The sequence below is a fragment of the Streptomyces sp. NPDC058683 genome, assembly GCF_042716195.1.
GTDB lineage: Bacteria > Actinomycetota > Actinomycetes > Streptomycetales > Streptomycetaceae > Streptomyces.
The window spans coordinates 268,690-291,894 of the sequence record NZ_JBHXSK010000003.1 but is presented as its reverse complement, the minus strand read 5'-3'; the positions used below and the strand labels follow the sequence as shown (position 1 = coordinate 291,894).

Annotated in this window: 23 protein-coding genes; 17 read left to right on the top strand and 6 right to left on the bottom strand. The window is 72.6% G+C overall.

Annotated features, from left to right (window positions below):
- Positions 1 to 105: 105 nt before the first annotated feature.
- A complete protein-coding gene (locus ACFWXC_RS05080) occupies positions 106 to 1,152 on the bottom strand; it encodes a chitinase (protein WP_384473231.1) in 1,047 nt (348 codons plus the stop codon).
- A gap of 185 nt (positions 1,153 to 1,337) precedes the next feature.
- Between ACFWXC_RS05080 and ACFWXC_RS05075 the strand changes: the two genes are divergently transcribed.
- Both ACFWXC_RS05075 and ACFWXC_RS05070 read left to right on the top strand, forming a co-directional pair.
- Positions 1,338 to 2,348 carry an aldo/keto reductase gene (locus tag ACFWXC_RS05075; protein WP_384473228.1) on the top strand — a complete coding sequence of 337 codons (1,011 nt, stop codon included), beginning with the start codon at positions 1,338 to 1,340 and terminating at the stop codon, positions 2,346 to 2,348.
- Between the two features lie 26 nt (positions 2,349 to 2,374).
- On the top strand, positions 2,375 to 2,977 hold the full coding sequence (locus ACFWXC_RS05070) for a TetR family transcriptional regulator (RefSeq protein WP_384473226.1): 603 nt from the start codon (positions 2,375 to 2,377) through the stop codon (positions 2,975 to 2,977).
- On the opposite strand, the gene ACFWXC_RS05065 is transcribed toward ACFWXC_RS05070, so the two are convergent.
- The 3 genes from ACFWXC_RS05065 to ACFWXC_RS05055 all read right to left on the bottom strand — a co-directional run bounded on the left by ACFWXC_RS05065 (position 2,964) and on the right by ACFWXC_RS05055 (position 5,039).
- Entirely contained in the window at positions 2,964 to 3,428 is a 465-nt protein-coding gene (locus ACFWXC_RS05065; RefSeq protein WP_384473223.1) for a hypothetical protein, read from the bottom strand. The two genes, ACFWXC_RS05070 and ACFWXC_RS05065, sit on opposite strands and share 14 nt — an antisense overlap.
- A gap of 188 nt (positions 3,429 to 3,616) precedes the next feature.
- Entirely contained in the window at positions 3,617 to 4,759 is a 1,143-nt protein-coding gene (locus ACFWXC_RS05060) for a serine hydrolase domain-containing protein (RefSeq protein ID WP_384473438.1), read from the bottom strand.
- 61 nt (positions 4,760 to 4,820) lie between these two features.
- Positions 4,821 to 5,039 carry a hypothetical protein gene (locus ACFWXC_RS05055; protein ID WP_384473220.1) on the bottom strand — a complete coding sequence of 73 codons (219 nt, stop codon included), beginning with the start codon at positions 5,037 to 5,039 and terminating at the stop codon, positions 4,821 to 4,823.
- Between the two features lie 290 nt (positions 5,040 to 5,329).
- On the opposite strand from ACFWXC_RS05055, the gene ACFWXC_RS05050 reads away from it, so the two are divergent.
- The gene (locus tag ACFWXC_RS05050) at positions 5,330 to 7,591 is read left to right on the top strand and encodes a SpoIIE family protein phosphatase (RefSeq protein ID WP_384473217.1); all 2,262 of its coding nucleotides are present in this window, start codon (positions 5,330 to 5,332) and stop codon (positions 7,589 to 7,591) included.
- A 7-nt stretch (positions 7,592 to 7,598) separates the two neighbouring features.
- Here ACFWXC_RS05050 and ACFWXC_RS05045 read toward each other — a convergent pair whose 3' ends face one another.
- Positions 7,599 to 9,026 carry an MFS transporter gene (locus ACFWXC_RS05045; protein WP_384473213.1) on the bottom strand — a complete coding sequence of 476 codons (1,428 nt, stop codon included), beginning with the start codon at positions 9,024 to 9,026 and terminating at the stop codon, positions 7,599 to 7,601.
- 101 nt (positions 9,027 to 9,127) lie between these two features.
- Between ACFWXC_RS05045 and ACFWXC_RS05040 the strand changes: the two genes are divergently transcribed.
- Together ACFWXC_RS05040 and ACFWXC_RS05035 are read left to right on the top strand one after the other, a co-directional pair.
- Positions 9,128 to 10,021, top strand: coding sequence for a helix-turn-helix transcriptional regulator (locus ACFWXC_RS05040; protein ID WP_384473210.1), 894 nt, complete (start codon positions 9,128 to 9,130; stop codon positions 10,019 to 10,021).
- Positions 10,022 to 10,140: 119 nt separating this feature from the next.
- Positions 10,141 to 10,491, top strand: a complete 351-nt coding sequence (locus ACFWXC_RS05035) for an SCO4225 family membrane protein (RefSeq protein ID WP_384473207.1) — start codon at positions 10,141 to 10,143, stop codon at positions 10,489 to 10,491.
- On the opposite strand, the gene ACFWXC_RS05030 is transcribed toward ACFWXC_RS05035, so the two are convergent.
- Complete coding sequence (locus ACFWXC_RS05030) at positions 10,475 to 11,359, bottom strand: LysR family transcriptional regulator (RefSeq protein WP_384473204.1); 885 nt, start codon at positions 11,357 to 11,359, stop codon at positions 10,475 to 10,477. The genes ACFWXC_RS05035 and ACFWXC_RS05030 overlap by 17 nt on opposite strands.
- A gap of 365 nt (positions 11,360 to 11,724) precedes the next feature.
- On the opposite strand from ACFWXC_RS05030, the gene ACFWXC_RS05025 reads away from it, so the two are divergent.
- The 12 genes from ACFWXC_RS05025 (at position 11,725) to ACFWXC_RS04970 (ending at position 23,164) form a co-directional block, all read left to right on the top strand.
- Positions 11,725 to 12,420, top strand: a complete 696-nt coding sequence (locus ACFWXC_RS05025; protein ID WP_384473201.1) for an alpha/beta hydrolase — start codon at positions 11,725 to 11,727, stop codon at positions 12,418 to 12,420.
- A complete protein-coding gene (locus tag ACFWXC_RS05020) occupies positions 12,417 to 13,370 on the top strand; it encodes a sulfurtransferase (protein ID WP_384473198.1) in 954 nt (317 codons plus the stop codon). The genes ACFWXC_RS05025 and ACFWXC_RS05020 overlap by 4 nt, the downstream gene beginning before the upstream one ends.
- Positions 13,367 to 14,233, top strand: coding sequence for an ABC transporter permease (locus tag ACFWXC_RS05015; protein WP_384473195.1), 867 nt, complete (start codon positions 13,367 to 13,369; stop codon positions 14,231 to 14,233). The genes ACFWXC_RS05020 and ACFWXC_RS05015 overlap by 4 nt, the downstream gene beginning before the upstream one ends.
- A 2-nt stretch (positions 14,234 to 14,235) precedes the next feature.
- Positions 14,236 to 14,952 (top strand): ABC transporter ATP-binding protein, encoded by a 717-nt coding sequence (locus ACFWXC_RS05010; RefSeq protein ID WP_384473192.1) that lies wholly within the window; start codon positions 14,236 to 14,238, stop codon positions 14,950 to 14,952.
- Positions 14,949 to 15,917, top strand: coding sequence for an ABC transporter substrate-binding protein (locus ACFWXC_RS05005; protein ID WP_384473189.1), 969 nt, complete (start codon positions 14,949 to 14,951; stop codon positions 15,915 to 15,917). Before ACFWXC_RS05010 ends, ACFWXC_RS05005 begins: the two co-directional genes overlap by 4 nt.
- Positions 15,918 to 15,940: 23 nt before the next feature.
- The gene (locus ACFWXC_RS05000; protein ID WP_384473186.1) at positions 15,941 to 17,041 is read left to right on the top strand and encodes an LLM class flavin-dependent oxidoreductase; all 1,101 of its coding nucleotides are present in this window, start codon (positions 15,941 to 15,943) and stop codon (positions 17,039 to 17,041) included.
- A gap of 37 nt (positions 17,042 to 17,078) precedes the next feature.
- Positions 17,079 to 18,080: an ABC transporter substrate-binding protein gene (locus ACFWXC_RS04995; RefSeq protein WP_384473183.1), complete on the top strand. Its 1,002-nt coding sequence runs from the start codon at positions 17,079 to 17,081 to the stop codon at positions 18,078 to 18,080.
- A complete protein-coding gene (locus tag ACFWXC_RS04990) occupies positions 18,077 to 19,186 on the top strand; it encodes an acyl-CoA dehydrogenase family protein (RefSeq protein ID WP_384473179.1) in 1,110 nt (369 codons plus the stop codon). The genes ACFWXC_RS04995 and ACFWXC_RS04990 overlap by 4 nt, the downstream gene beginning before the upstream one ends.
- Positions 19,183 to 20,574 (top strand): FAD-binding oxidoreductase, encoded by a 1,392-nt coding sequence (locus ACFWXC_RS04985; protein WP_384473177.1) that lies wholly within the window; start codon positions 19,183 to 19,185, stop codon positions 20,572 to 20,574. Before ACFWXC_RS04990 ends, ACFWXC_RS04985 begins: the two co-directional genes overlap by 4 nt.
- A gap of 205 nt (positions 20,575 to 20,779) precedes the next feature.
- Positions 20,780 to 21,961: an NAD-dependent epimerase/dehydratase family protein gene (locus ACFWXC_RS04980; protein WP_384473174.1), complete on the top strand. Its 1,182-nt coding sequence runs from the start codon at positions 20,780 to 20,782 to the stop codon at positions 21,959 to 21,961.
- A gap of 52 nt (positions 21,962 to 22,013) precedes the next feature.
- Positions 22,014 to 22,235: a hypothetical protein gene (locus tag ACFWXC_RS04975; RefSeq protein WP_384473172.1), complete on the top strand. Its 222-nt coding sequence runs from the start codon at positions 22,014 to 22,016 to the stop codon at positions 22,233 to 22,235.
- The gene (locus ACFWXC_RS04970) at positions 22,232 to 23,164 is read left to right on the top strand and encodes a glycosyltransferase family 2 protein (RefSeq protein ID WP_384473169.1); all 933 of its coding nucleotides are present in this window, start codon (positions 22,232 to 22,234) and stop codon (positions 23,162 to 23,164) included. The genes ACFWXC_RS04975 and ACFWXC_RS04970 overlap by 4 nt, the downstream gene beginning before the upstream one ends.
- Positions 23,165 to 23,205: the final 41 nt, after the last annotated feature.

Genomic DNA, 23,205 nt, shown 5'->3' with positions numbered 1-23,205 from the left:
TCGGCGTCTGCCTGGCTTGTGTGAGGTGCCGGCTGCGGGTCGTGCGTGGCTGGTCGCGCAGTTCCCCGCGCCCCTTCGGGGCGCGGGGAATCGGCGTTTATGGGCTCAGCGGTGCTGCAGTGCCTTCACGTTGTCGCCGAAGGTCCAGTTCTTCGAGCCGTCCCAGTTGAGCGACCAGGTCATCAGGCCCTTGAGGGACGTGCCGTAGTGGTTCCAGGCCTGTGCGACCAGGCTCGGTGACATGTAGCCGCCGCCCGCGCCGGACTGCGCGGGCAGCCCCGGCACCTGCTTGTCGTACGGCACCTTGATCGTCGTACCCTGCACGACCAGGCCCTTGTTGAGGCAGTCGGTCTGGGCGGTGAAGCCGGCCACCGTGCCCGCCGAGTAGGAGTCGCCGGAGCAGCCGTACATGCTGCCGTTGTAGTACTGCATGTTGAGCCACCACAGCCGGCCGTTGTCGGCGTACTTCTTCACGATCGGCAGGTAGGCGCCCCAGATCGAGCCGTAGGTGATGCTGCCGCCGGTGACGTAGGCCGTCTCCGGGGCCATCGTCAGGCCGAAGCCCGCCGGCATCTGGGCGAGGATCCCGTCGATGATGCGGACCAGGTTGGCCTGCGAGGTGGAGAGCTGGGTGATCGACCCGCTGCCCACCAGGCCGGTCTCGATGTCGATGTCGATGCCGTCGAAGTTGTACTTCTTCAGGATCGGGACGATCGTCGAGACGAACTTGTCGGCCACGGTGGTCGAGCTGAGGTCGATGCCCGCCGCCGCGCCGCCGATCGACATCAGGATCGTCTGGCCGGAGGCCTTCGCCGCGCACATCTCCGCCGGTGTCGCCACCTTCACGCCCGCGTCCATGCCGTCCTCCCACAGGGCCGTTCCGTCGGAACGGATGACCGGGAAGGCCGCGTTGATCACGTTGTAACCGTGCGTGGCGATCGCGGAGTTGGTGATCGGGGTCCAGCCGAAGGGCGGGTGGACGCCGTTGGCGGAGCCGTCCCAGTTCTCCCAGTAGCCCTGCAGGACCTTCCCGGCGGGCCGTGACTTCACCGCGCAGGTGTCGGCGGCGGAGGCGGGGGCGGCGGCGGGGAGCTGGGTGAGCGCGGCGGTCGCCAGGGCGGCGGTGAGCAGGCCGAGGGTGCGGCGGAACATACGGATCCTCCCGGTGGGGGTGCGGCGAGGTGTCGTAGCCATGACAGTGCTCGTGGTCCAGACCTCTCGTCAATAGGTCTGGACCAGAAACGGGCTCACCCGGCGACGCGTATGGCGATGGGTGTGGCGACAAGTATGGAATGACAGAAATTGAATTCTGTCAGCTGTCATGCCAAGGTGGAGCCATGACGATGCACACGCGCTCCCTCGGAACCACCGGCCCCCGCTCCTCGGCCCTCGGCCTCGGCTGCATGGGCATGTCCGCCCTCTACGGCGAGGCCGACCGCGCCGAGTCGATCGCCACCGTCCACGCCGCCCTCGACGCCGGCGTGACGCTCCTCGACACCGGCGACTTCTACGCCATGGGCCACAACGAGATGCTGGTCGGCGAGGCCCTGCGCACCGCCCCCGCCGCCCTCCGTGAAAACGCCCTGACCAGCGTCAAGTTCGGCGCCCTGCGCGACCCGGCCGGCGGCTGGAACGCCTACGACGGCCGCCCGCAGGCCGTGAAGAACTTCGCCGCCTACTCCCTCCAGCGCCTCGGCGTCGACCACATCGACGTCTACCGGATCGCCCGCGTCGACCCGGACGTGCCGATCGAGGAGACGGTCGGCGCGATCGCCGAACTGGTCGAGCAGGGATACGTCCGGCACATCGGCCTCAGCGAGGCCTCCGCGGACAACATCCGCCGGGCCGCCGCCACCGCGCCCGTCTCCGACCTGCAGATCGAGTACGCGATCATCACCCGCGACATCGAGCGGGAGATCCTGCCCACCACCCGTGAGCTGGGCATCGGCATCACCGCCTACGGCGTGCTCTCCCGGGGCCTGATCTCCGGCCACTACACCCGCGACCGGCAGCTGGGCGCGGGCGACTTCCGGGCCTACTCGCCCCGCTTCCAGGGCGAGAACCTCCACCACAACCTCGACCTCGTGGAGGCGCTGCGCAAGATCGCCGACGAGAAGGGCGTGACCGTCGCGCAGATCGCCATCGCCTGGGTGCTCTCCCGCGGCGATGACATCGTGCCCCTCGTCGGCGCCCGCACCCGCGAGCGGCTCGCCGAGTCGCTGGGCGCGCTGGACGTCACGCTGGACGCGGCCGACCTGGCGGCGATCGAGGAGGCGGTACCGGCGGACGCGGCGGCGGGCACCCGCTACCCGGCCGCGCAGATGAGCCATCTCGGCACCGAGCACTGATCGCGGCGCCGGGTACCGTCTAGGCCATGGCAGCGACCTCCCCGACCCCGACCCCGGCCCTGACCGCCGAGCGCATCCTCGAGGCGACCGAGGAGGTGCTGCGCCGCCACGGCCCGGCCAAGGCCACCGTGGTGGACGTGGCCCGCGCGCTCGGCGTCAGCCACGGCAGTGTCTACCGGCACTTCCGGACCAAGGCGGCGCTGCGCGAGGCGGTGACCAAGCGGTGGCTGGACCGCACCTCGCTGGTGCTGTCCGTCATCGTGGCCGAGGACCGCGCTCCGAAGGAGCGGCTGCGCGACTGGCTTTGGGCGCTCTTCGACGCCAAGCGCCGCAAGGCGGGCGATGACCCGGAGCTGTTCGCCACCTACATGGTGCTGGTCGACGAGAACGGTCCGGCGGTCACCGAGCACATCGACGACCTGACCGGGCAGCTCGCCGAGATCCTCCGGGACGGGGCCGGCACGGGAGCCTTCACCGTGTCCGACCCCGCCGCGGCGGCCCGGGTCGTCTTCCAGGCCACCGGCCGCTTCCACGACCCGGGCTACGCCCGCGAGTGGGTGCGGCCGGAGGCCGAGGCGGACTTCGCCTCGCTGGTGGATCTGCTGCTGCGCGGCCTCAGTTCACCTTGACGGTGACCGTGGGGGAGTGGGCCTGGCCGGCCGCGATCCGCAGATGCTCGGTGCCCTTGGTGTTGATCTTCGCGGTCAGCGAGTAGGCGCTGCCGCTCTTGACCTTGACGCTCGCCCTGAGCGGGATCCACTTGCCGTGGTTCTGGTGCTGGAGCACCAGCGGCGTGCCGATCCTCAGGCCCTGGGTGCGACCGGTGAAGGTCACCGGGTCACCGGCCTTGACCGAGGTCTTGCTCGCCCTGATCGTGATCGACCCCATGGCGGACATGGACGGGCTCGGCTTCGGCCGGGGGCTGCTGGGGGTAGGGCTCGGCTTCGGCCTGGGGCTGCTGGGCGAGGGGCTCGGTTTGGCCTCCGCGGCGAAGGCGCCGGCGGTACCGGCCGACAACAGGGCCAGGGAGAGGGCGCCGGCGGCGAGGGCCCGGGACACCGGGCGGTGGATGCGGTGCATGGCAGAGCTCCTGTCGACGAGGACGGGGGACTCATCCAGGCTTGGCCGGGCCGCCCGCGACGGCGACCCGGGAGGTTCCGCAAGCGGTGGGGGCCACCCCTTGCTCCGGTAAAGTCCGCAGGTGGCGATATGTGTGCTGACCTCGTGATTCCTCCCCGCACCATCACCCGAATGCAGTAACGGACGGGTTAGGCCGTGACCCGCCAGAAGTCCCGCATCAGCGGGGGCGGCGTCGGGCCCGTCATGGCCACCTGGGTCAGCAGGACCGTGACCGTGCCGGTGGCGGGGACCAGGTGCGCGGTGGTGCCGGTGCCGCCGACCCAGCCGTAGCGGCCGGGGACGTTCCAGGGGTCGGCCGGGGTGACGTCGACCTGGCCGCCGTAGCCCCAGCCCTGGCCCTCCAGGAAGAGGGCGGCGCGCTCGCGCTGGGCCGCCGTCAGATGGTTGGTGGTCATCCGGCTGACCGAGGTGGCGGACAGGAGCCGGCGGCCGTCCGGAGCGGCGCCCGCGTTCAGCAGCAGCCGGGCGAACGCCAGCCAGTCGTCGGCCGTGGAGACCAGGCCGCCGCCGCCCGAGGGGAAGCGCGGCAGGCGGCTGTAGTCGCCGTCCGGGGTGTCCGTCAGGCGCAGGGTGCCGTCCCCGGCGGGGGCGTAGGAGGAGGTGAAGCGGTCCCGCTTCGACGCCGGCACCTCGAACGCCGTGTCCCGCATGCCCAGCGGCTCGAAGATCCGCTCCGCCAGGAAGTCGGGGAGGGTACGGCCCGACACCCGGGCGACCAGGATGCCCTGCAGGGCGGACGAGGTGCCGTACAGCCAGGCCTCGCCCGGCTGGTGCAGCATCGGCACCTGGGCCAGCAGGCCCAGCCAGGTGTCCGGGTCCGGCCAGTCCTGGAAGGGAAGGCTGTGATCCTGCACCGCGAACAGGGCTCGCGCGGCGGGCAGCGCGAAGTCGTCGGGGAGGCCCCAGCCGGCGCGGAAGCTGAGCAGGTCCTCCACGGTGACCGGGCGGTCGGCCGGCACGACGTCGTCGACGGGGCTCGCGGGCGTCCGGACCACCACCGGCTTCGCCAGCTCCGGGAGCCACTCGGCCACCGGGTCGCCGAGCCCGATCCGGCCCTCGTCCACCAGCATCAGCACCGCCGCCGCGGTGACCGGCTTGGTGACCGACGCGATCCGGAAGATCGACTCCCGGGTCATCGGCGCGGACCCCTCGGCAGCCAGGTCCCCGACGGTCACGACCTCGACGTCGGCACCCCGGGCCACCAGCCCGACGGCCCCGGGGACCGTTCCGTCCTCGACGCGACGGCGCAGGATGGCATGGAGCGGGGACACGGTCATCGGTCGTCCTTCCGTCGGGTGCGGTCGTGTGTACGACTTCCCCGGCGGCGGAAACTCATCGGGAGGGCTGGGCTCCCGCGGGGTCCACGGTGGCCTGGTGGGCCTCGGCCAGATGCTCCTGTGCCTTCAGCCAGGGCAGGAACTGCGCGCTCTGCCGCCAGCCGCAGGTGTCACACCTGATCGTGCGCTGGACGCCGGTGCGCTGCACCTGCACCGTGTGTTCCCGCCCGTGCTGGTCCCAGCGGCTGACCTTGCTCGAGTCGATCTGTGACATGACGCCTCCGAGTCGGTGCCCGATCTGCCGTTCGGCACGTGTCGACGGGAGGAGTGTGCAGCATGACGAACATCAACGGGGATTTCTTCACAGCGAGTTGGCCAAGCCGTGTCCGGCCGGTCGGGTTCCCGCCGCTGGACAGGCCGTTCCATGGGTACATCCAGGCTGCCGGGCCAACCCTCGGACCACGAGCCCGACTTGGTGTACCGGCGGAAACCCTGGACACGGCATTGACCAAGGCTCAAGATGAGAGCGACCTTAGCTGAAGCGGCCACCGGCACGGAGAGGCGATGCTGCCGGATCCTCAACGTTTCCTGGCCGTCTCCGGCCGCCGGATCGCTCGCGCCCAGGGCGCGGCCCAGGTCGTCAGGGAGCTGTGCCTGTCGACCGTCCCGGACCTGGCGGACGGGGTGTTCGTCTACCTCGCCGAGCAACGGCGCGACCCGGACGGCCCGTTGCGCCTGCGACTGGACGGACTGCCGGCCGAACTCGGCGGCCTGATGGGCGGCACACCCCCGGCCGTCGCCCCGGTGCCGTCCGACGGCGCGCTGGCCGGGCTCCTGCGGTGCGGCAGAGCGCACGGCAGAGGTCCGGACGACGTCGAGGAGGCCCTCCGTGAGCTGCTGGGCACCGCTTCCCGCCTCCCGCAGGGGAACAGGGTTCTGCTCGCCCCGCTGCGCGCACCCGACGCCGTCGTGGGCGTGGCGGTGTTCCTGCGGCGCCTGGACCGGGAGGACTTCGTGGTGGACGACATCGCCCTGGCCGACGCGCTGGCGGCACAGGCCGCGCTCGGCGTGAGCGAGGACACCGGCGCCCCGCAGGCCCGGCCCGCCGCCACGCCCAAGGCCCCGGACGAGGACCGGCTGCGCTACGTCGGCGCCGCCACCCGCCGGATCGCCCGCGGCTTCGACACCGACGAGATCGTGCTCGGCCTGTGCCGGGCCGCCGTACCGACGTACTCGGACGCGGCCCTCGTCTATCTGCGCGACCCGCTGCCGGTCGGCGACGAACGCCCCGCGGGCCCGGCCGTGCTGCGGCTGCGCCGCACCGACCGGATCAAGGGTCCCGGCGCCGAGGGCCTGGTCTGGCCGGCGGAGACCGTGGACGACGAGCAGGACGACCTGGACGCGGGCGACTGGAGCGAGGTGGTGCCCGGCGGCGCGCTCGCCGAGGTGCTGCGCGGGGTCCGGCCGGTGTTCGCCGACGATCCGGCCACCCGGGCCGCGCTGAGCGAACTCGTCGGCGAGGACAGCGCGTTGAACGGCTGGGCCGGTACGCACGCGATCCTCGCCCCGCTGCGCGGCCGCCGCCGGGTCACCGGCGCGGTGGTCTTCCTGCGCCGCCCGGAACGCCCGGCGTTCGAGCCCGCCGACCTCCTGGTCGCCGCCCAGCTGGCCACCCACACCGCGCTCGGCGTCGACAAGGCGGTGCTGTACAGCCGCGAGGCCTTCATCGCCGACCGGCTGCAGCGCGCGATGCTGCCGCATTCCCTGCCCCGGCCCACCGGCGTCCGGCTGGCCGTCCGCTATCTTCCCGCCGCCGAGACCGCGCGCGTCGGCGGCGACTGGTACGACGCGATCCCGCTGCCCGGGAGCCGGGTGGCCCTCGTCGTCGGCGACGTCATGGGGCACTCCATGACCTCGGCGGCCGTCATGGGCCAGCTGCGCACCACCGCGCTCACCCTGGCCGGCCTCGACCTGCCCCCGCAGGAGGTGCTCCACCACCTCGACGAGCAGGCCCAGCGGCTGGGCACCGACCGCATGGCGACCTGCCTGTACGTCGTCTACGACCCGGTCTCGCACCGCATCACCGTCGCCAACGCCGGCCATCCGCCGCCGATCCTGCTGCACCCCGGCGGCAAGACGGAGGTCCTCGCGGTGCCGCCCGGCGCCCCGATCGGCGTCGGCGGCATCGACTTCGAGGCCGTCGAGCTGGACGCCCCCGCCGGGGCGACCCTGCTCCTGTACACCGACGGCCTGGTGGAGTCCCGGCTGCGTGACGTGTGGACCGGCATCGAGCAGCTGCGCGAAAAGCTCGCCGCCACCGCCCAGCTGACCGGCCCCGACCGGCCGCCCCCGCTGGAGGCGCTGTGCGACGAGGTCCTCGACATGCTCGGGCCGGGCGACCGGGACGACGACATCGCGCTGCTCGCCGCCCGCTTCGACGGCATCGCGCCGAGCGACGTGGCCTACTGGACCTTCGAACCGGAGGTCGGCAGCCCCGGCCGGGCCCGCCGGCTGACCCGGCAGGCCCTGGCCGGCTGGGGCCTGGAGGAACTCACCGACACCGCCGAGCTGCTGGTCAGCGAGATCGTCACCAACGCCGTACGGCACGCCTCCCGGCCGATCAGCCTGCGGCTGCTGCGCACCGACGTGCTGCGCTGCGAGGTCGGCGACGACGTGCCGCAACTGCCCAGGCTGCGCCGGGCGTCGCCCGAGGAGGAGCACGGCCGGGGCCTGTTCCTGGTGAACCGGCTGGCCCGGCGCTGGGGCACCACCCGGCTGGGGACCGGCAAGAACGTGTGGTTCGAACTGGGCGGTCCCGCGGGCTGAGGGCCGCTCAGCCCACCGTCCGCGGCAGCCGCAGGCTGAGCAGTCCGGTCAGCACCACCAGGCCCAGCTGCACCAGCAGGGTGATGACCAGGGCGTCCCGGGTGCCCTGGTGCGGGACCAGGGAGAGGAACAGCGTGCCCAGCGTGGCCACGCCCAGGGCCAGGGCGGACTGCTGGGTGGTGACCATCACCCCGCTGCCGACGCCGGCTCGCGCGGCCGGCACCTCCGACATCACCAGCCGCAGCACGTTGGGGAGTTGGAGCGCCTGACCGGCACCGGCGACCGCGACCCCGGGGAGCAGCCCGGTGAAGTCCAGGTGCGGCCAGTCCCGCCAGGCGGCCAGCGTGATGAGGACGATGCCGATCCCCTGGAGCACCGAGCCGGCCGTCACCACCCGGCTGCCGTACCGGGCGATCAGCCGCGGCCCGGCCAGCGACACGAACAGGAAGGCGACGGCCATCGGCGCGAGCGCCAGCCCGGCCGGGACCGGGTCCATCCGCTCCCCGCTCTGCAGGGCCACGGCGATCACGAACATGAATCCGCTGAAGCCGATGGAGAACGGCACCATCAGCACCAGACCCCGGCGCAGCGAGGCGAGGGCGAACAGGCTCGGCGGGACCAGCGGGGTACGGCCGGCCCGGTCGGCGCGGCGCTCCACGGCGTAGAAGGCGGATGCCACCCCCGGGAACGCGGCCAGCGACAGCCAGGTCCACAGCGGCCAGCCCGCCGCCCGGCCCTCGGTGAGCGGGGCGAGCAGGGTGAGCAGGGAGAGGGCGAGCAGGACGGTGCCGGGTCCGTCGACGGGCTCGGGCTTGTGCGACCGCGTCTCCGGCACGAACCGCGCGCCGAGCACCAGCCCGACGACCACGACCGGCACGTTGACGAGGAACACGGCGCGCCAGCCGGTGCCCGCGATGTCGGCGGCGACCAGCACCCCGCCGAGTATCTGCCCGGCGACCATCGAGAGGCCGGCGGTGGCGCCGTACAGGCTCATGGCCCTGGCGCGGCGGCCGCCGCTGGTGGCGGCCTGGATGGTGGCGAGGACCTGCGGGAGCATCGCGGCGGCCGCGGCGCCCTGGGCGACCCGGGCGGCCACCAGCGACCAGGCGCCGGGCGCGAGTCCGCAGGCCAGCGAGGTCAGGCCGAAGGCGGCCATGCCGGCGAGGAAGAGCCGGCGGCGCCCGAACAGGTCGCCCAGCCGGCCGCCGAGCACGAGCAGCACGGCGTAGGCGACGCCGTAACCGGCGACGACGAGTTCCAGGACGGCCTCGCCGGCGTGCAGATCGGTTCCGATGGTGGGCAGGGCGACGTTGACGATGAAGAAGTCGACGAGGGGCAGGGCCGCGGCCAGCAGGACGGTGAACAGTCCGAGCCCGGCGAGCGCGGGTGCCGTGGACGGGGACCGTACGGCCGGAGTGGTGACGGTTTCGGTCATGGTCATGAGCCTGCTGTGTCACTCAGACTGGTACCAGAGTCTTCTTATCCTGGTAGAAGAAGTACCTGGAAACAGGATGCGGTCCGCGGCAGGCTGGAGGCATGACGACCATGGCGCACGAGACGGCGGCCCCGGCGGCCCCGGTGGTACGGAGCGCGGGCATCCGGCGCAGCGAACTGGCCGCGTTCCTGCGCAGCCGCCGCGAGCGGATCGCCCCGGAACAGGTGGGCCTGCCGCACGGTACCCGCCGGCGCACACCCGGCCTGCGCCGCGAGGAGGTCGCGCAGCTCTCCGCGGTCGGCGTCACCTGGTACACCTGGCTCGAACAGGCCCGGGACATCCAGGTCTCCGTCCAGGTCCTGGACGCCCTCGCCCGCACCCTCCTGCTCGACGCGAGCGAGCGCGCCCACCTCTTCCAGCTGGCCGCAGCCGTCGACCCGACCCCGGCCGCGAGCTGCACGGGCGTCACCCCGGCGCTGCAGGAGATGCTGCACGCGCTGGAGCCCATCCCGGCCTGCATCCAGAACAGCCGTTACGACATCCTCGCCTACAACCGCACCTACGCCCGCCTGATGTGCGACCTCGACGCGATCCCGCCCGAGGACCGCAACTGCATCGTCCTCGTCTACACCAACCCGGACTGGCGCCGCTCCGTCGTGCACCTGGAGGAGACCCGCCGTCTGATGGCCGCGAAGCTCCGCGCCGCCATGGCCGGCCACCTCGCCGAGCCGGCCTGGAAGATGCTGGTCAAGCGGTTGACGGCCGAGTCCCCCGAGTTCTGCGAGAACTGGGAGCGGTACGAGGTGATGGGCCTGCCCAACACCAGGACCAAACAGTTCCTCAACCAGCACGTCGGTCTTCTCACCATGGACCACACGGACCTGTGGCTGAACCCGGGGTCCGGGGCGCGGATGGTCGCGTACGTCCCGTCGGACGAGGAGTCGCGGGAGCGCCTGGAGAAGCTGTACGGGCTGGCGCTGTCGGCGAACTCCTGACCGGATTACGGGAATTCGTTCGGTCAACTGAGTACGGATACTCAGGACCGGGGGACCGTCCTGCCCCGACCATGCAGGAGGGGGCAGGAAACGACGACCGGCCCCCGGGGGAGACGACGATGGAATCCGGCCCTGCCCGCACCCTTGTCCGACTGGTCCGCCTGATGTGCGCCAACCGCCTCTCGGCGGCCTACCTCGGCCTGGTCGCCGTGGTCGTCGCCAAGGCCACCGTCGGCTCCCTCCAGGGGGCGGGCCCCGGTACGGACTACGCCTGGCTGTGGGCGCCCCTGGTCACCTTCCCCGCGTTCCCGCTCGTCTCGGCGATCGGCAGGACGGCCTGGGTCACGGATGCGCCGAACCGGTTCTTCGTCGGCATGATCGTCGTGTCGGCGCTGCTCCAGGCCCTGGCCCTGGGCGCCCTGCGCGAGGCCGTCCTCGCCCGGCACCGCCGCGCTATCCACTCCCCGTGACACCCGGGGCCGCGTCCGGCCCGCCGAGCAGTTCCCGCGCGGCGGCGAACGCGGCCCGTACGGTCGTGGGGTCGGCGCCGGGGCGGGCGAGAGCGCTCATCGGGATGGGGGTGACGGCGGGCAGGCCGCCGTACCGGGACAGGCCGTCCGGGGCCGCGCCGACCGCGGCGATGAGAGCGACGCCCTGGCCGGTGCGGGCGATGTCGAGGACGCCCGCGAGATAGCCGGCGTCGCCGACGACCGTGGCGGGGACACCGTGCGCGGCGAGGGTGGCGATGGCCCGGTGGCGGATGGCGCAGGGCTCCTCGATGGCGACCAGCGGGACGGGGGAGGGGGCGTCGGGCCGCTGCCAGCCGGGGGTGGCGTGCCAGGAGAGCGGGAGTCCGCCGACGGGCGTGCCCTCGGTGGCGGCGGCCTCGGTGACGTACACCGCCACGTCGACACTGCCCCGCTCGACCGCCTCCACCAGCCGCGCGGAGCGGTCGATGCGGTAGCGGACCCGGCAGCCGGGCCGCACCTCCTGGACGGCGGCGGTCAGCCGCGGCAGGAACTGGTCGGCCGCATGCTCGGTGGAGCCGATGGTGACGGTGTCGCCGTCCGTGTCGAGCAGCACGCGCACGGCCTCGTCGTGGACGGCGAGGATGCGCCGGGCCTGTTCGAGCAGCAGGCGCCCCTCGGGCGTGAAACGGGTACCGCGCCCCTCGCGTTCGACCACGGGGTGCCCCAGCGTCTTCTCCAGCCTGCGCACATGTTGGCTGACCGCCGACTGGCTGAGGGCGAGCGCGCGGGCGGCGCGGTGGAAGCCGCCGCAGTCGGCCACCGCGGTCAGGCTGCGCAGGGCCACGATGTCGAGGACGGGGCGGGGCATACCGGTGACGGTAGCTGTTCGCTCAACCGATCGCGAACCCTGATCGGTTTCGATGCGGAATCATCGTTGGACGCGTTCGGTCACCGCCGGTCATGATGGACGCATGTACGCGACCGCCACGGCTGCCCTTCTGACGCAGCGCCGAGTCATCGACTTCGGCGTGGCGTGCAGCGCCCGCTGTCGCTGAATCACCCGCGCGTACGCGCGTCTTCCCGCCGCCCCCACCAGGCCTGCCACGTGGCTGACACGTGCCGGTGACGGCCGCCTCTCCTCTCCCTCTCTTCCCCTTCTCTGCCCCCTCTCTCTTCCTCTCTCTTCCCTTCTCCTTCCTCTTCCCCCTGCTCCGGAACGGGAGTTGCCCCCTTATGCCCTTCTCCTGGGACGAACCCGAAGGCCTCGCCGCACGCGGCACGCTGATCGTGCTGGCCGGCCGAGGCGAACACGGCGGTGTGTACGAGCGGTTCGGCCGCCGGCTCGCCTTCGACGCCTACCGCGTCCGCGCCCTCGGCGACCCGGTCGCCGATCCGGCGGTCCTCGACGAGGCCGCCAAACTCCTTGCGGACGAGTCCCTGCCCGGCCCCAAGGTGCTGGTCGGCTCGGACACCGGCGCCCGGTACGCCGTACAGCTGGCCGCCGAACCGGCCCCCGGCGTCGACGCCCTGATCCTGGCCGGACTGCCCACCGGGCCCTGGACGGCCGGCAGTTGGGAGACGGAGGTCGAGGCGCGCACCGGCTGCCCCACCCACCAGGGCCGGCTGACCGGCGATCCCGCCTTCCGGCGCGGGGCCCTCGACCAGACCCCCGACCTCCCCGGCCTGCCCTGGGACCGGGTACGGGTACCGGTGCTGGCCCTGCACGGCAAGGACGACGTGGTCAGCCCCCCGGCGGCGGCCCGCGCGGCCTACGCCGGTTCCCCGGCGCACCTGGTGGAGTTCACCGGCGGCCGCCACGACGTCCTCAACGACGCCCTGCACCGCACGGCCGCCGCCACCGTCGTGCTGTTCCTGGAACGGCTGCGACTCTCGCCCGAGCTGCCCCTGATCGCGGAGGGCCTCGCATGAGCCGCCGGGTGACGACCACCGTCGCCGAACTGCGCGAGCTGCTCGGCTCCGGCCGGCCGCCCACCGTCCTCGACGTCCGCTGGGCGCTGGGCGACCCGCACGGCCGCGACCACTACGCCGACGGCCACATCCCGGGCGCGGTGTACGTCGACCTCGACACCGAACTGGCCGCGCCGCCTTCGCCGCAGGGCGGCCGGCATCCGCTGCCCGACCTCGCCGGGCTGCAGGCGGCGGCACGGCGCTGGGGTGTCCGGCAGGGGCGGCCCGTGGTGGTCCACGACGACCTGGGCAACACGGCCGCCGCACGGGCCTGGTGGCTGCTGCGGTACGCGGGGATCACCGACGTCACGCTCCTCGACGGGGCCCTCGGCGCCTGGCGGGCGGCCGGACTGCCGCTGGAGACCGGGATCCCCGCCGCTCCGGCGCCCGGAGACGTCGTACTCCGGGCCGGTGCGCTGCCCGTGACGGACGCCGACGGCGCCGCCGGACTCGCCGCCACCGGGCTGCTGCTGGACGCGCGTGCCGGTGAGCGGTACCGGGGCGAGGTGGAGCCGGTGGACCCCAGGGCGGGGCACATCCCGGGGGCGGTGTCCGCACCGACCGGCGAGAACCTCGCCGCCGACGGCACCTTCCTGCCGGCCGACGCGCTGCGCGAGCGGTTCGAGAAGGCGGGCGCGGGGGCGGCCACACGGATCGGCGTCTACTGCGGCTCCGGGGTCACCGCCGCCCACCAGATCGCCGCGCTGGAGATCGCCGGGTTCGAGGCGGTCCTGTTCCCCGGCTCCTGGTCGGCGTGGTCCGCGGATCCCGACCGCCCGGCCGCGACGGGACCGCTGCCCGCCGGAACCCTGCCGGCCGAACCCCTGCCGGCCGAATCCCTGCCGTCCGGTCCGTCGCCGTCCGGGCCGCTGCCGTCCGGATCGCCCGCCGCTGCGAGGGGTTCCTCATGACGACCGAATCGCTGAAGGCCGCCGTGCCCGCGCCGCAGGCCGCGCCCACGGCCGGGCGGGTCACGATCCGCGGCACCGTCCGGCAGGGCCGTCGGCCGGCCGTGCCCCGTTCCGTGCGCCGCGCCGCCGGACCGGTCGGCCTGGTCCTGCTCTGGTTCCTGGCCTCGGCCACCGGCATCCTCCCGGAGTCCGTGCTCGCCTCACCGGTCGACGTGATCAAGCAGGCCGTCGACCTGACCAAGGATGGCGAACTGCCCCGTGCCATCGCCGCCTCGGGCCGCCGGGCCGCCATCGGCTTCCTCATCGGCGCCACGGTCGCCCTCGTCCTCTCCCTGCTGGCCGGGCTGTTCCGGCTCGGCGAGGACGTCATCGACTCCTCGATGGGGATGTTCCGGGCGATCCCCTGGGTGGGTCTGATCCCGCTGTTCATCGTCTGGTTCGGCATCGAGGAGACCCCGAAGATCGCCCTGGTCGCCCTCGGCGTGACCTACCCCCTGTACTTCAACATCTACGGCGGCATCCGCTCCACCGACGCCCAACTCGTCGAGGCCGCCCGCATGATGGGCCTCGGCCGGCTCGGCCTCGTCACGTACGTGATCCTGCCGAGCGCACTGCCCGGCGCCCTCGTGGGGCTCCGGTACGCCCTGTCGACGGCCTGGCTGGCGCTGGTCTTCGCCGAGCAGATCAACGCGGACGCGGGCCTCGGCTATCTGATGAGCAACGCCCAGCAGTACTTCCGCACGGACGTGATCGTGCTGTGCCTCGTCGTCTACGCCCTGCTCGGGCTCGCCTGCGACTTCGCCGTACGGATCCTGTCGCGCCGGCTGCTGACCTGGCGGGCCAACTTCGAGGGCGAGGCATAGACATGGCCAACAGCGTGGAGATCAGGGGGCTTTCGCGGGCCTTCGACGGCAACACGGTCCTGCACGACCTCGATCTCGACATCCGGGAGGGCGAGTTCGTGGCCCTGCTCGGGCACAGCGGCTGCGGCAAGTCGACGCTGCTGCGGATCCTCGCCGGCCTCGACGACGAGATCGGCGGCGAGGTGACCGTGCCCGTGCGGCGCAGTGCCGCGTTCCAGTCGCCGCGGCTGCTGCCCTGGCTGAAGGTGTGGCGCAACGTCGTCCTCGGCCTGCCGGGCCGCCCCGACCGGGCGCTCGCCGCGAAGGCGCTGGACGAGGTGGGCATCGCGGACCGTGCCGGGGTGTGGCCGAAGACCCTCTCCGGCGGCCAGGCCCAGCGCGTCTCGCTGGCCCGCGCCCTGGTCCGGGAGCCCGAACTGCTGCTCCTGGACGAGCCGTTCGGTGCCCTGGACGCCCTCACCCGGGGCAGGGTCCAGCAGCTCGTCGCCGAGCTCTGGCAGTCGCACGGCTGCGCGGTCCTGCTGGTCACCCATGACGTGGAGGAGGCCCTGCTGCTCGCCGACCGGGTGCTGGTGATGGACGAGGGCCGTATCGCCCACGAACTCACCGTCGACCTGCCCCGCCCCCGCGACCTGACCACCCCCGAGTTCGTGACCCTGCGCGCCCGCCTGCTGACCTGGCTCGGCGTGACCCGCACCCTGGAAGGAACCCCGTCGTGATCCGCAGAATCGCCGCCGCCACCCTGAGCATGACCGCCCTGCTGGCGCTGAGCGCCTGCGGCGCCGACTCCTCGGCGGACACCTCCGCCGGCCGGCAGGTCACCCTCACCATCGGCGACCAGGCCAAGACCCTCCAGACGATCATCGCCGCCTCCGACGCCCTCAAAGGCGCCGAGTACAAGGTGAAGTGGGCCGAGTTCGAGGGCGCGGCCCCGCTCTACCAGGCCGTGCAGGCGAACGCCGCCGACACCGGCTACTCCGCCGACCTGCCCGCCCTGCAGGCGCTCAGCGGCGGGGTGAAGATCAAGAACGTCGCCGCCCTCAAGAACGACGGCACGCACGTCGGCATCGTCGTCCGCAAGGACTCCGGCATCGACAGCGTCAAGGACCTCAAGGGCCAGAAGGTGGTCGTCTCCTCGGCCAGGGGCAGCGTCTCGGAGTACCTGCTGGCCAACGTCCTCAAGCAGAACGGGCTCAGCTACAAGGACGTTCAGGTGCAGTACCTGCTGCCGACCGACGCGCAGGCCGCCTTCGCCTCCGGGAAGGTGAAGATCTGGGCCACCTTCGGCGTCTACCAGGCCGTCGGCCTGGAGCAGGGCGGCAGGCTGCTCGTCGACGGCGCGGACGGCCGGGTCAGCGGCATCGGCTTCGTCAACGCCTCCGACAAGGCACTCGCCGACCCCTCGAAGAAGGCCGCGCTGACCGACTTCCTCAAGCGGCTCGGTACGGCCCTGAAGTGGACCAGCACGCACCAGGACGCCTACGCCAAGGCCATCGAGCAGCGCAACGGCGCCGACGCGTCCGTCGCCAGGACCCTCGCCTCCGCCGCGTACAGCCAGGTGCTGCCGATCACCTCCGACGTGAACACGACCGTGCAGGGCGTCGCCGACCTCATGAACGGCATCGGCGTCCTCGACCCGAACGTCGACGTGGCGAAGTCCGCCGACACCTCTCTCCTCAAGTGACTTTTACGACACAGGAGTCCACCATGCCCGTCGAGTTCATCAGCGCCGTCCACACCGACTCCGGGGCCTCCGGTCCCGCCGCCGCCAGCCGTACCGGCCTGGACGTCGGCCACCTGCGCAGGTACGCCCGCGCCCTGGACGACGGCGGCTTCGACCACACCCTCGTCGCCTACCACTCGGCCTCCCCGGACGCCTTCCAGGTCGCCCAGTTCGTCGCCACCCACACCGAACGCGTCCGCCCGATCCTGGCCCACCGCCCCGGCGTGATCTTCCCGACCCACGCGGCCCGCGCCCTGGCCACCCTGGACCGGATCAGCGACGGCCGGCTCACGCTCCACATCATCTCCGGCGGCAGTGACGAGGAGCAGCACCGCGAGGGCGACTACCTCAACAAGGCGGAGCGGTACGAGCGTTCGGACGAATACATCCAGATCCTCAGGAAGGTCTGGCAGGCCGAAGGCCCCGTCTCGCACCACGGCAAGTACTTCACCTTCGAGGGCTACCACTCGGACGTGAAGCCGGTGCACGGGCTGGTCCCGATCTCCGTCGGCGGCTCCTCCCAGGACGCCTACCGGGTCGGCGGACAGCAGGGCGACATCTTCGGGCTGTGGGGCGAGCCGCTGAAGGAGACGGCCGAGCAGATCGCCGCCGTCAACGCGGTCGCGGACGCGGCCGGGCGCCCGCACCCCCGGATCTGGGTGTCGTTCCGCCCGATCATCGCCCCCACCGAGGAACTCGCCTGGGAGAAGGCACACCGCACCCTCGGTGTCCTCCAGGACCAGGCCCGCACCACCGAACTGCTCCGCCACTACCGCACCACAGGCCGTCCGGCCAACGTCGGCTCCCAGCGGCTGCTGGACATCGCCGAGCGCGGCGAGGTCCACGACCGCTGCCTGTGGACCGCCCCCGCCGTCGCCACCAACGCGGCCGGCGCCTCCACCGCCCTCGTCGGCACCCCCGAGACCGTCGCCCAGGCACTCCTCGACTACGTCGACATCGGCTGCGACCTGCTGTCGATCCGCGGCTACGACCCGCTCAACGACGCCATCGACTACGCCCGGCACATCCTCCCCCTGGTCCGCCAGGAACTGGCCCACCGCGCCGCGACCGCCCCCGCCGCCTGACCTCCGTAGAACCCTGCGAGCACCCCATGGAGACCCCGTGTTGTTCCGCCGCGCCCTGCGCGCGCCCGCCGCCCTGCTCACCGCCCTCCTGCTGCCCTTCGCCGCGGCCTGCGGCGGCAACGCGCAGGCCGACTCCGAGAACGACGTCACCCTCCGCGTCGGCGCCACCGGCTGGAAGGTCGAGGAGGCGGTCCTGAAGTTCGCCCACCTCGACGACACCCCCTACCAGGTGAAGTGGAGCGTGTTCCAGGGCGGCGACCAGCAGCTCCAGGCCGTCCGCGCCGGAGCCCTGGACCTCGCCGCCTCCAGCGAGATCCCGCCGGTCTTCTCGGCCGCCGACGGGGGACCGAACTTCAAGGTCGTGGCCGTCCAGCGGGGCTCGACCCTCAACCAGGAGGTCGTCGTCCCCAAGGACTCGAAGGTGAGCGACATCGCGGGCCTGAAGGGCAAGAGGGTCGGCTACGTCAAGAACACCACCGCCCACTACTTCCTCTACGAGCTGCTGAAGCGGGCCGGCCTGAAGTGGTCCGACATCGACGCCAAGCCCCTCCTCCCCAACGACGGCCTGGCCGCCCTCAACGGCGGCTCCATCGACGCCTTCGCCTCCTACGGCACCTCGATCATCACCGCCCACCAGCAGGGCGCCACGACCGTCGGCTCCGGCGCGGACATCCTCTCCGGCAACTTCCTCTGGTCGGCCCGCGACAGCGTGCTGGGCAGCTCCGCGCAGAAGGCCGCGGCGGCCGACCTGATCGCCCGGATCAGCAAGGCGTACGCCTACGTCCGCGACGGCCGCGAGGCCGGCTTCGCCAAGGTCGTCGCCCAGAACACCCACCAGCCGGTCACCCAGGCCGAACACGACCTGACCGCGCAGCAGAAGCAGCGCCCCACCCGGGCCCGCACGGTCGACGACACGGCGATCGCCTCCGAGCAGCAGGTGGCCGACGCCTTCACGGAGCTGGGCGCCCTCTCCGCGCACCTGGACGTGAAGTCCTTCTGGACCACTGCCCTCGACACCGACCTGAAGAAGGCCCTGTGACCGTCGACCGCATAGCCGAACTGGCGGCCGAGTACGACCGTTCCGGCGCGTTTCCCTCCTCGTCCCTCGAACTGGTCCACGAGGCGGGCTGGCTGACCGCGACGATCGGCCGGCAGTACGGCGGCCAGGGCGCCGGTGTCGAGCAGACGGCACGCATCCTGCACACCATCGGCCAGGGCGACCCGTCCGTGGCCCTGATCACGGCGATGACCCTCGCCACCCACGCCCGGCAGGCGGCCCGCCCGCACTGGCCGCAGGAGCTGTACGCGCGCGTGCTGAAGGAGTCCCGGGAGCGGCCGGTTCTCGTCAACCACGCGCGCGTGGAGCCCGAACTCGGCTCGCCCGCACGAGGCGGCCTGCCGGCCACCCTCGCCCGGCGCACCCCGGACGGCTGGTCCATCAGCGGCACCAAGAGGTTCGTGACCGGCGCGGAGGGCCTGGACTGGTTCCTGGTGTGGGCGACGACCGACGAACCGGAGCCGAGGGTGGGCACCTTCCTGGTGCCGGGCGGCTCACCCGGCATCGGGATCACCGGCCGCTGGGACCAGTTGGGGCTGCGGGCGAGCGGCAGCCACGACGTGACGTTCCGGGGCGTCGAGGTGCCGTACGAGCACGTCATCGGCATCGGCCCGCACGGCCCCGCCGCCGAGCAGGACAACCGCGCGGGAGCCTCCCTGCACCTGCCGCTGGCGGCGCTGTACCTGGGCGTGGCCCGGGCGGCGCAGGCCTTCTTCCACACGTTCGCGCGGACGCGGGTGCCCGCCAACCTCGGGCACCCGGTGGCCCGTACGGAACGCTTCCGCAAGGCCGCCGGCGAGATCGAGGTCCTGCTCGCGGCCGCCGAACAGCTGGTGTTCGACGGGGCCGCCAGGGTCGACGCGGCCGAGCCCTCGTACACCCCCGAACAGGCCCTCGGCGCCCGCGTGCTGGCCGACCGGCACGCGGTGCGGGCGGTCGAGCTCGCCGTACGCCTGCTCGGCAACCCCGGGCTGGCGCGCGGCAACCCCCTGGAGCGGCACTTCCGCGACATCCAGTGCGCGCCGGTGCACGCACCCCAGGAGGACATCTCCCTGCTGGCGATCGGAACGAAGGCCCTGAACCCGTGACCACCGCAGACACCACCACGACCACGACCACGACCGCCCCCGCCCGGCTGCTCGGCCTGCTCGCCCGCGACCTGCCCACCGACCGGCTGGCCACCGACCTGCGCACCCTGGCCGCGCACACGACCGACCGCTCCGGCACCCGCCCCGAGGGGCTGCCGCTGGCCGTCGTACGCGCCCGGCGCACCGAGGAGGTGACGGTGACCCTCCGGCACGCGCACGCGCTGCGGGTGCCGGTGGTGGCCCGGGGCGCGGGCACCGGCCTGTCCGGCGGGGCGACGGCCGGCGAGGGTTCCCTGGTCCTGGACCTGTCCGGGATGAACCGCATCCTCGAACTGTCCCCGCAGGACCAGCTCGCGGTCGTCGAACCGGGCGTGATCACGGCGGAGCTGGACCGCGCGGCGGGCGAGCACGGGCTGCGCTACGCGCCCGACCCGGCGAGCGCGGCGCTGTCGACGATCGGCGGGAACATCGCCACCAACGCGGGCGGGCTGCGCTGCGCGAAGTACGGCGTGACCCGGGACAGCGTGCTGGGCCTGGAGGCGGTCCTCGCGGACGGCACGGTGATCGCCACCGGCCGCCGTACCGTCAAGGGCGTCACCGGCTACGACCTCACCGCGCTGCTGACCGGCTCGGAGGGCACCCTCGCGGTGATCACCTCGGCGACGCTCCGGCTGCGCCCGCTGCCCGCCGCCACGGCGACCGTGGCCGCGTACTTCGCCACCTTCGAGGCGGCGGCCGAGGCGTCGTACGCGATCGCCCGGGCCGGGGTGGTCCCGGCCCTCGCGGAACTGGTCGACGGACCGGTGCTGGAAGCCGTCGACCCGGCCCTGCGCGAGCGCGGCGCCGCCCTGCTGATCGTGCAGTGCGACGGCGCCGGGGCGGCCGCCGAGGCGAAGGCGGTCGCGGACGTGCTGGCCCCGCTGGCCACGAGCGTGCGGAGGACCGACGACCCGGCCGAGGCGGACGCGTTGCTCGCCGCTCGCCGCCAGGCACTCCCCGCACTGGAGCGCCTCGGCCGTCCCCTCATCGAGGACATCGCGGTACCCCGCTCCCGGCTCGCCGAGGCGGCCCGCGAGATCCGCGCGATCTCGGCCCGCCACCGGGTGCCCGTCTTCACCATCGCCCACGCGGCCGACGGCAACCTGCATCCGATCATCGTGGTCGACCCGGCCCTGGACCGGCTGCCGGACGCCGCCTGGGAGGCGGCCGGCGAGATCTTCGCGCTGGCCCTGCGCCTGGGCGGCACCCTCACCGGCGAACACGGCGTCGGCGTCCTCAAGCGACAGTGGGTCGCCGACGAACTCGGCCCGGCCGCACACGCGTTGCAACGCCGCCTGAAGCAGGCCTTCGACCCGCACGGGATCCTCAACCCGGGCAAGGCCCTGTGAACCGCCCGGGGCATGCGGGCGGGGTCGAGGGCCCGGCGTACGCCCGGCCGGTCAGGAACGGGGCGGGAGGGTTCCGCGCTCCGCCGACCGGGTGAATCCCGCTCCACCGGTGCGCAGCGGGCCGACGGCATGTGCTCTCTTCTGAGGAGGAGCGCGGAGTTGTTGCCTGCTGTCCAGGAGCGGCAAGGGGGTTGGCACTGTGCGGGTGTTCATCGCAGGGGTCGACGGGTATCTCGGTTGGCCGTTGGCCCAGCATCTGTCCGCCCGGGGCCACGAGATCGCCGGTGTCGACGCGATGCTGCGGCGGGCCTGGGTCGCGGAGCGGGGTTCGGTCAGTGCCGTCCCGATCGCCTCGATCGGAGAGCGGCTGGCCGCGTTCCGTGACGCGAGCGGCGTCTCGCTGTCCTTCACGCACCTGGATCTGCGCGATCAGCCGAAGCTGGGCGAGACGCTGGCGGCGTTCGCGCCGGATGCCGTGGTGCATCTCGCCGAGTGCCCGTCCGCGCCGTACTCGATGATCGACTTCGAGCATGCCGACTTCGTGCAGAGCAACAACGTCTCCGGCACCCTGGGTCTGTTGTTCGCGATGCGCGAGCACTGTCCCGATGCCCCTCTCGTCAAGCTCGGCACGATGGGCGAGTACGGCACACCGGACCTGGACATCCCCGAGGGGTTCTTCGAGGTCGAGTTCCGCGGCCGCCGCGACCGGCTGCCTTTCCCCAGGCAAGCGGGCTCCTGGTACCACTGGAGCAAGGTCTTCGACTCCCAGAACGTCTCTTTCGCCTGCCGGCTGTGGGGACTTGCCGCCACCGACGTCATGCAGGGCATCGTCTACGGCAGCTGGTGCCCGCCCTCCGATCCACGGCTGAGCAGCCGGCTGGACTTCGACGAGGCGTTCGGCACCTCGGTCAACCGGTTCTGCTGCCAGGCGGTGATCGGCCACCCGATCACCCCGTACGGGAGCGGGACCCAGAGCCGTGGCCTGCTGTCGCTGGCCGACTCCCTGCAGTGCCTCACCCTCGCCCTGGAGCACCCGCCCGCCCCCGGCGAGTACCGCGTCTTCAACCAGTTGCGCGATGTGGTCTCCATCGGCCGGCTCGCCGAACTGGTCCGGGACGCCGCACGTTCGCTGGGAATCAGCGCACGCATCGAGCCCGTCGACAACCCACGGGCCGAGGCGGAGGCGCACCACTACAACCCCGACAGCAACAAACTGCGCGAGCTGGGATTCCGGCCCTCGGCGCCCATCGACGTGGAACTGCGGCGGATGATCGGCGATCTCGTCCCCCACGCCGACCGCGTCCGGGCCCACGCCGACCGGCTGCCGCCGACCGTCCGCTGGGAACCGGCAGCTGCGTTCACCGCAAGCGCCACCGAAGAACCGTAGGAACACCGACAGGAACACCGATAGGAACACCGACAGGAAGAAGGAACCCGGGTTGAGCACGAAACTGCAGCAGATCATGCTGGCCGCGGCCGAAGACCCCACCACCTTGTCCGAGCTGCGCGACGATCCCCAGGCCCTGGCCGACCGGTTCGGCCTGTCCTGCGACGCGTACCAGAGGCTGGCCGACGCCGAGCAGCTGATCCCCGCCCGGCGGGGCGAGTACTCGACGATCACCCTGCACACGATCACCATCACCGGCGGCATCGGCCGGTGACAGCCGCCTCGCCCGTGATCAGCGTGGTCCTGCCGGCACGGGACGAAGGCGACAGGGTCGGGGCGACGATCGCCTCGGCCCTGGACGCCGCCGCCGGTCCGGACGAGGTGGACATCGTCGTCGTCGACGACTGCTCGGAGCCGGGAAGCCGGCCCGGGATCGCCGACGGCCCCGCACGGCGCCGTACGACGGTCATCCGCTCCGACCGGCACCTCGGTGTGGGCGCGGCGCGCAATCTGGCCGCCCGGCACGCCCGCGGGCGCGTCCTCTTCGTGACGGACGCGCACACGCGTTTCTCCGACGGCTGGGACCGCGAGGCACTGCGACTCCTCACCCCGGCTCGGATCCTGTCCGTCACCGTCCGGGACAGTTCGTCGCAGTGGCGCGGCTACGGCTGCCGCCTCGTGATCCCCTACATGGGAACCCGCTGGAACACGAGCCTGCCCGGCCCCGCTCCCCACGTCCACGTCGCGTCCTCGGCCGGCACCGTCCTCGAACACGCGCTCTTCGACCGCCTCGGCGGCTACGACGAGGGGATGGTGCAGTACGGGGGATTCGAGCCCGAGTTCAGCGTCCGCGCCTGGCGCTTCGGCGCCGAGATCGTGCACACCGACGCCATCGAGATCGCCCACCGGTTCAAGCCCGAGGACGAATGCGCCGCGTTCGTCGGTCCGAGGCGGACCGCGATGGTCCACAACTGCCTGCGGTTCGGGACCGCCCATCTGCCCGAATCAATGATCCTGGAAATGGTGCGGCTGCACGCCCTGGAATTCCCCGACCACATCCAAGCCGCCCTGACCATGCTCGAACAGCGCGGTGCCTGGCGGCGCCGTGAAGAGCTGAACGCCTCGCTCCCCTACGATTTCGCCTGGTTCGTACGGCACTTCGGACTCCACGACCAGATCGGCCGCCCGGTCCCCGCTACCTGAGGCTCCCCTGCGCCTGAGGCACAGCGCGTCGCCAACCTCAC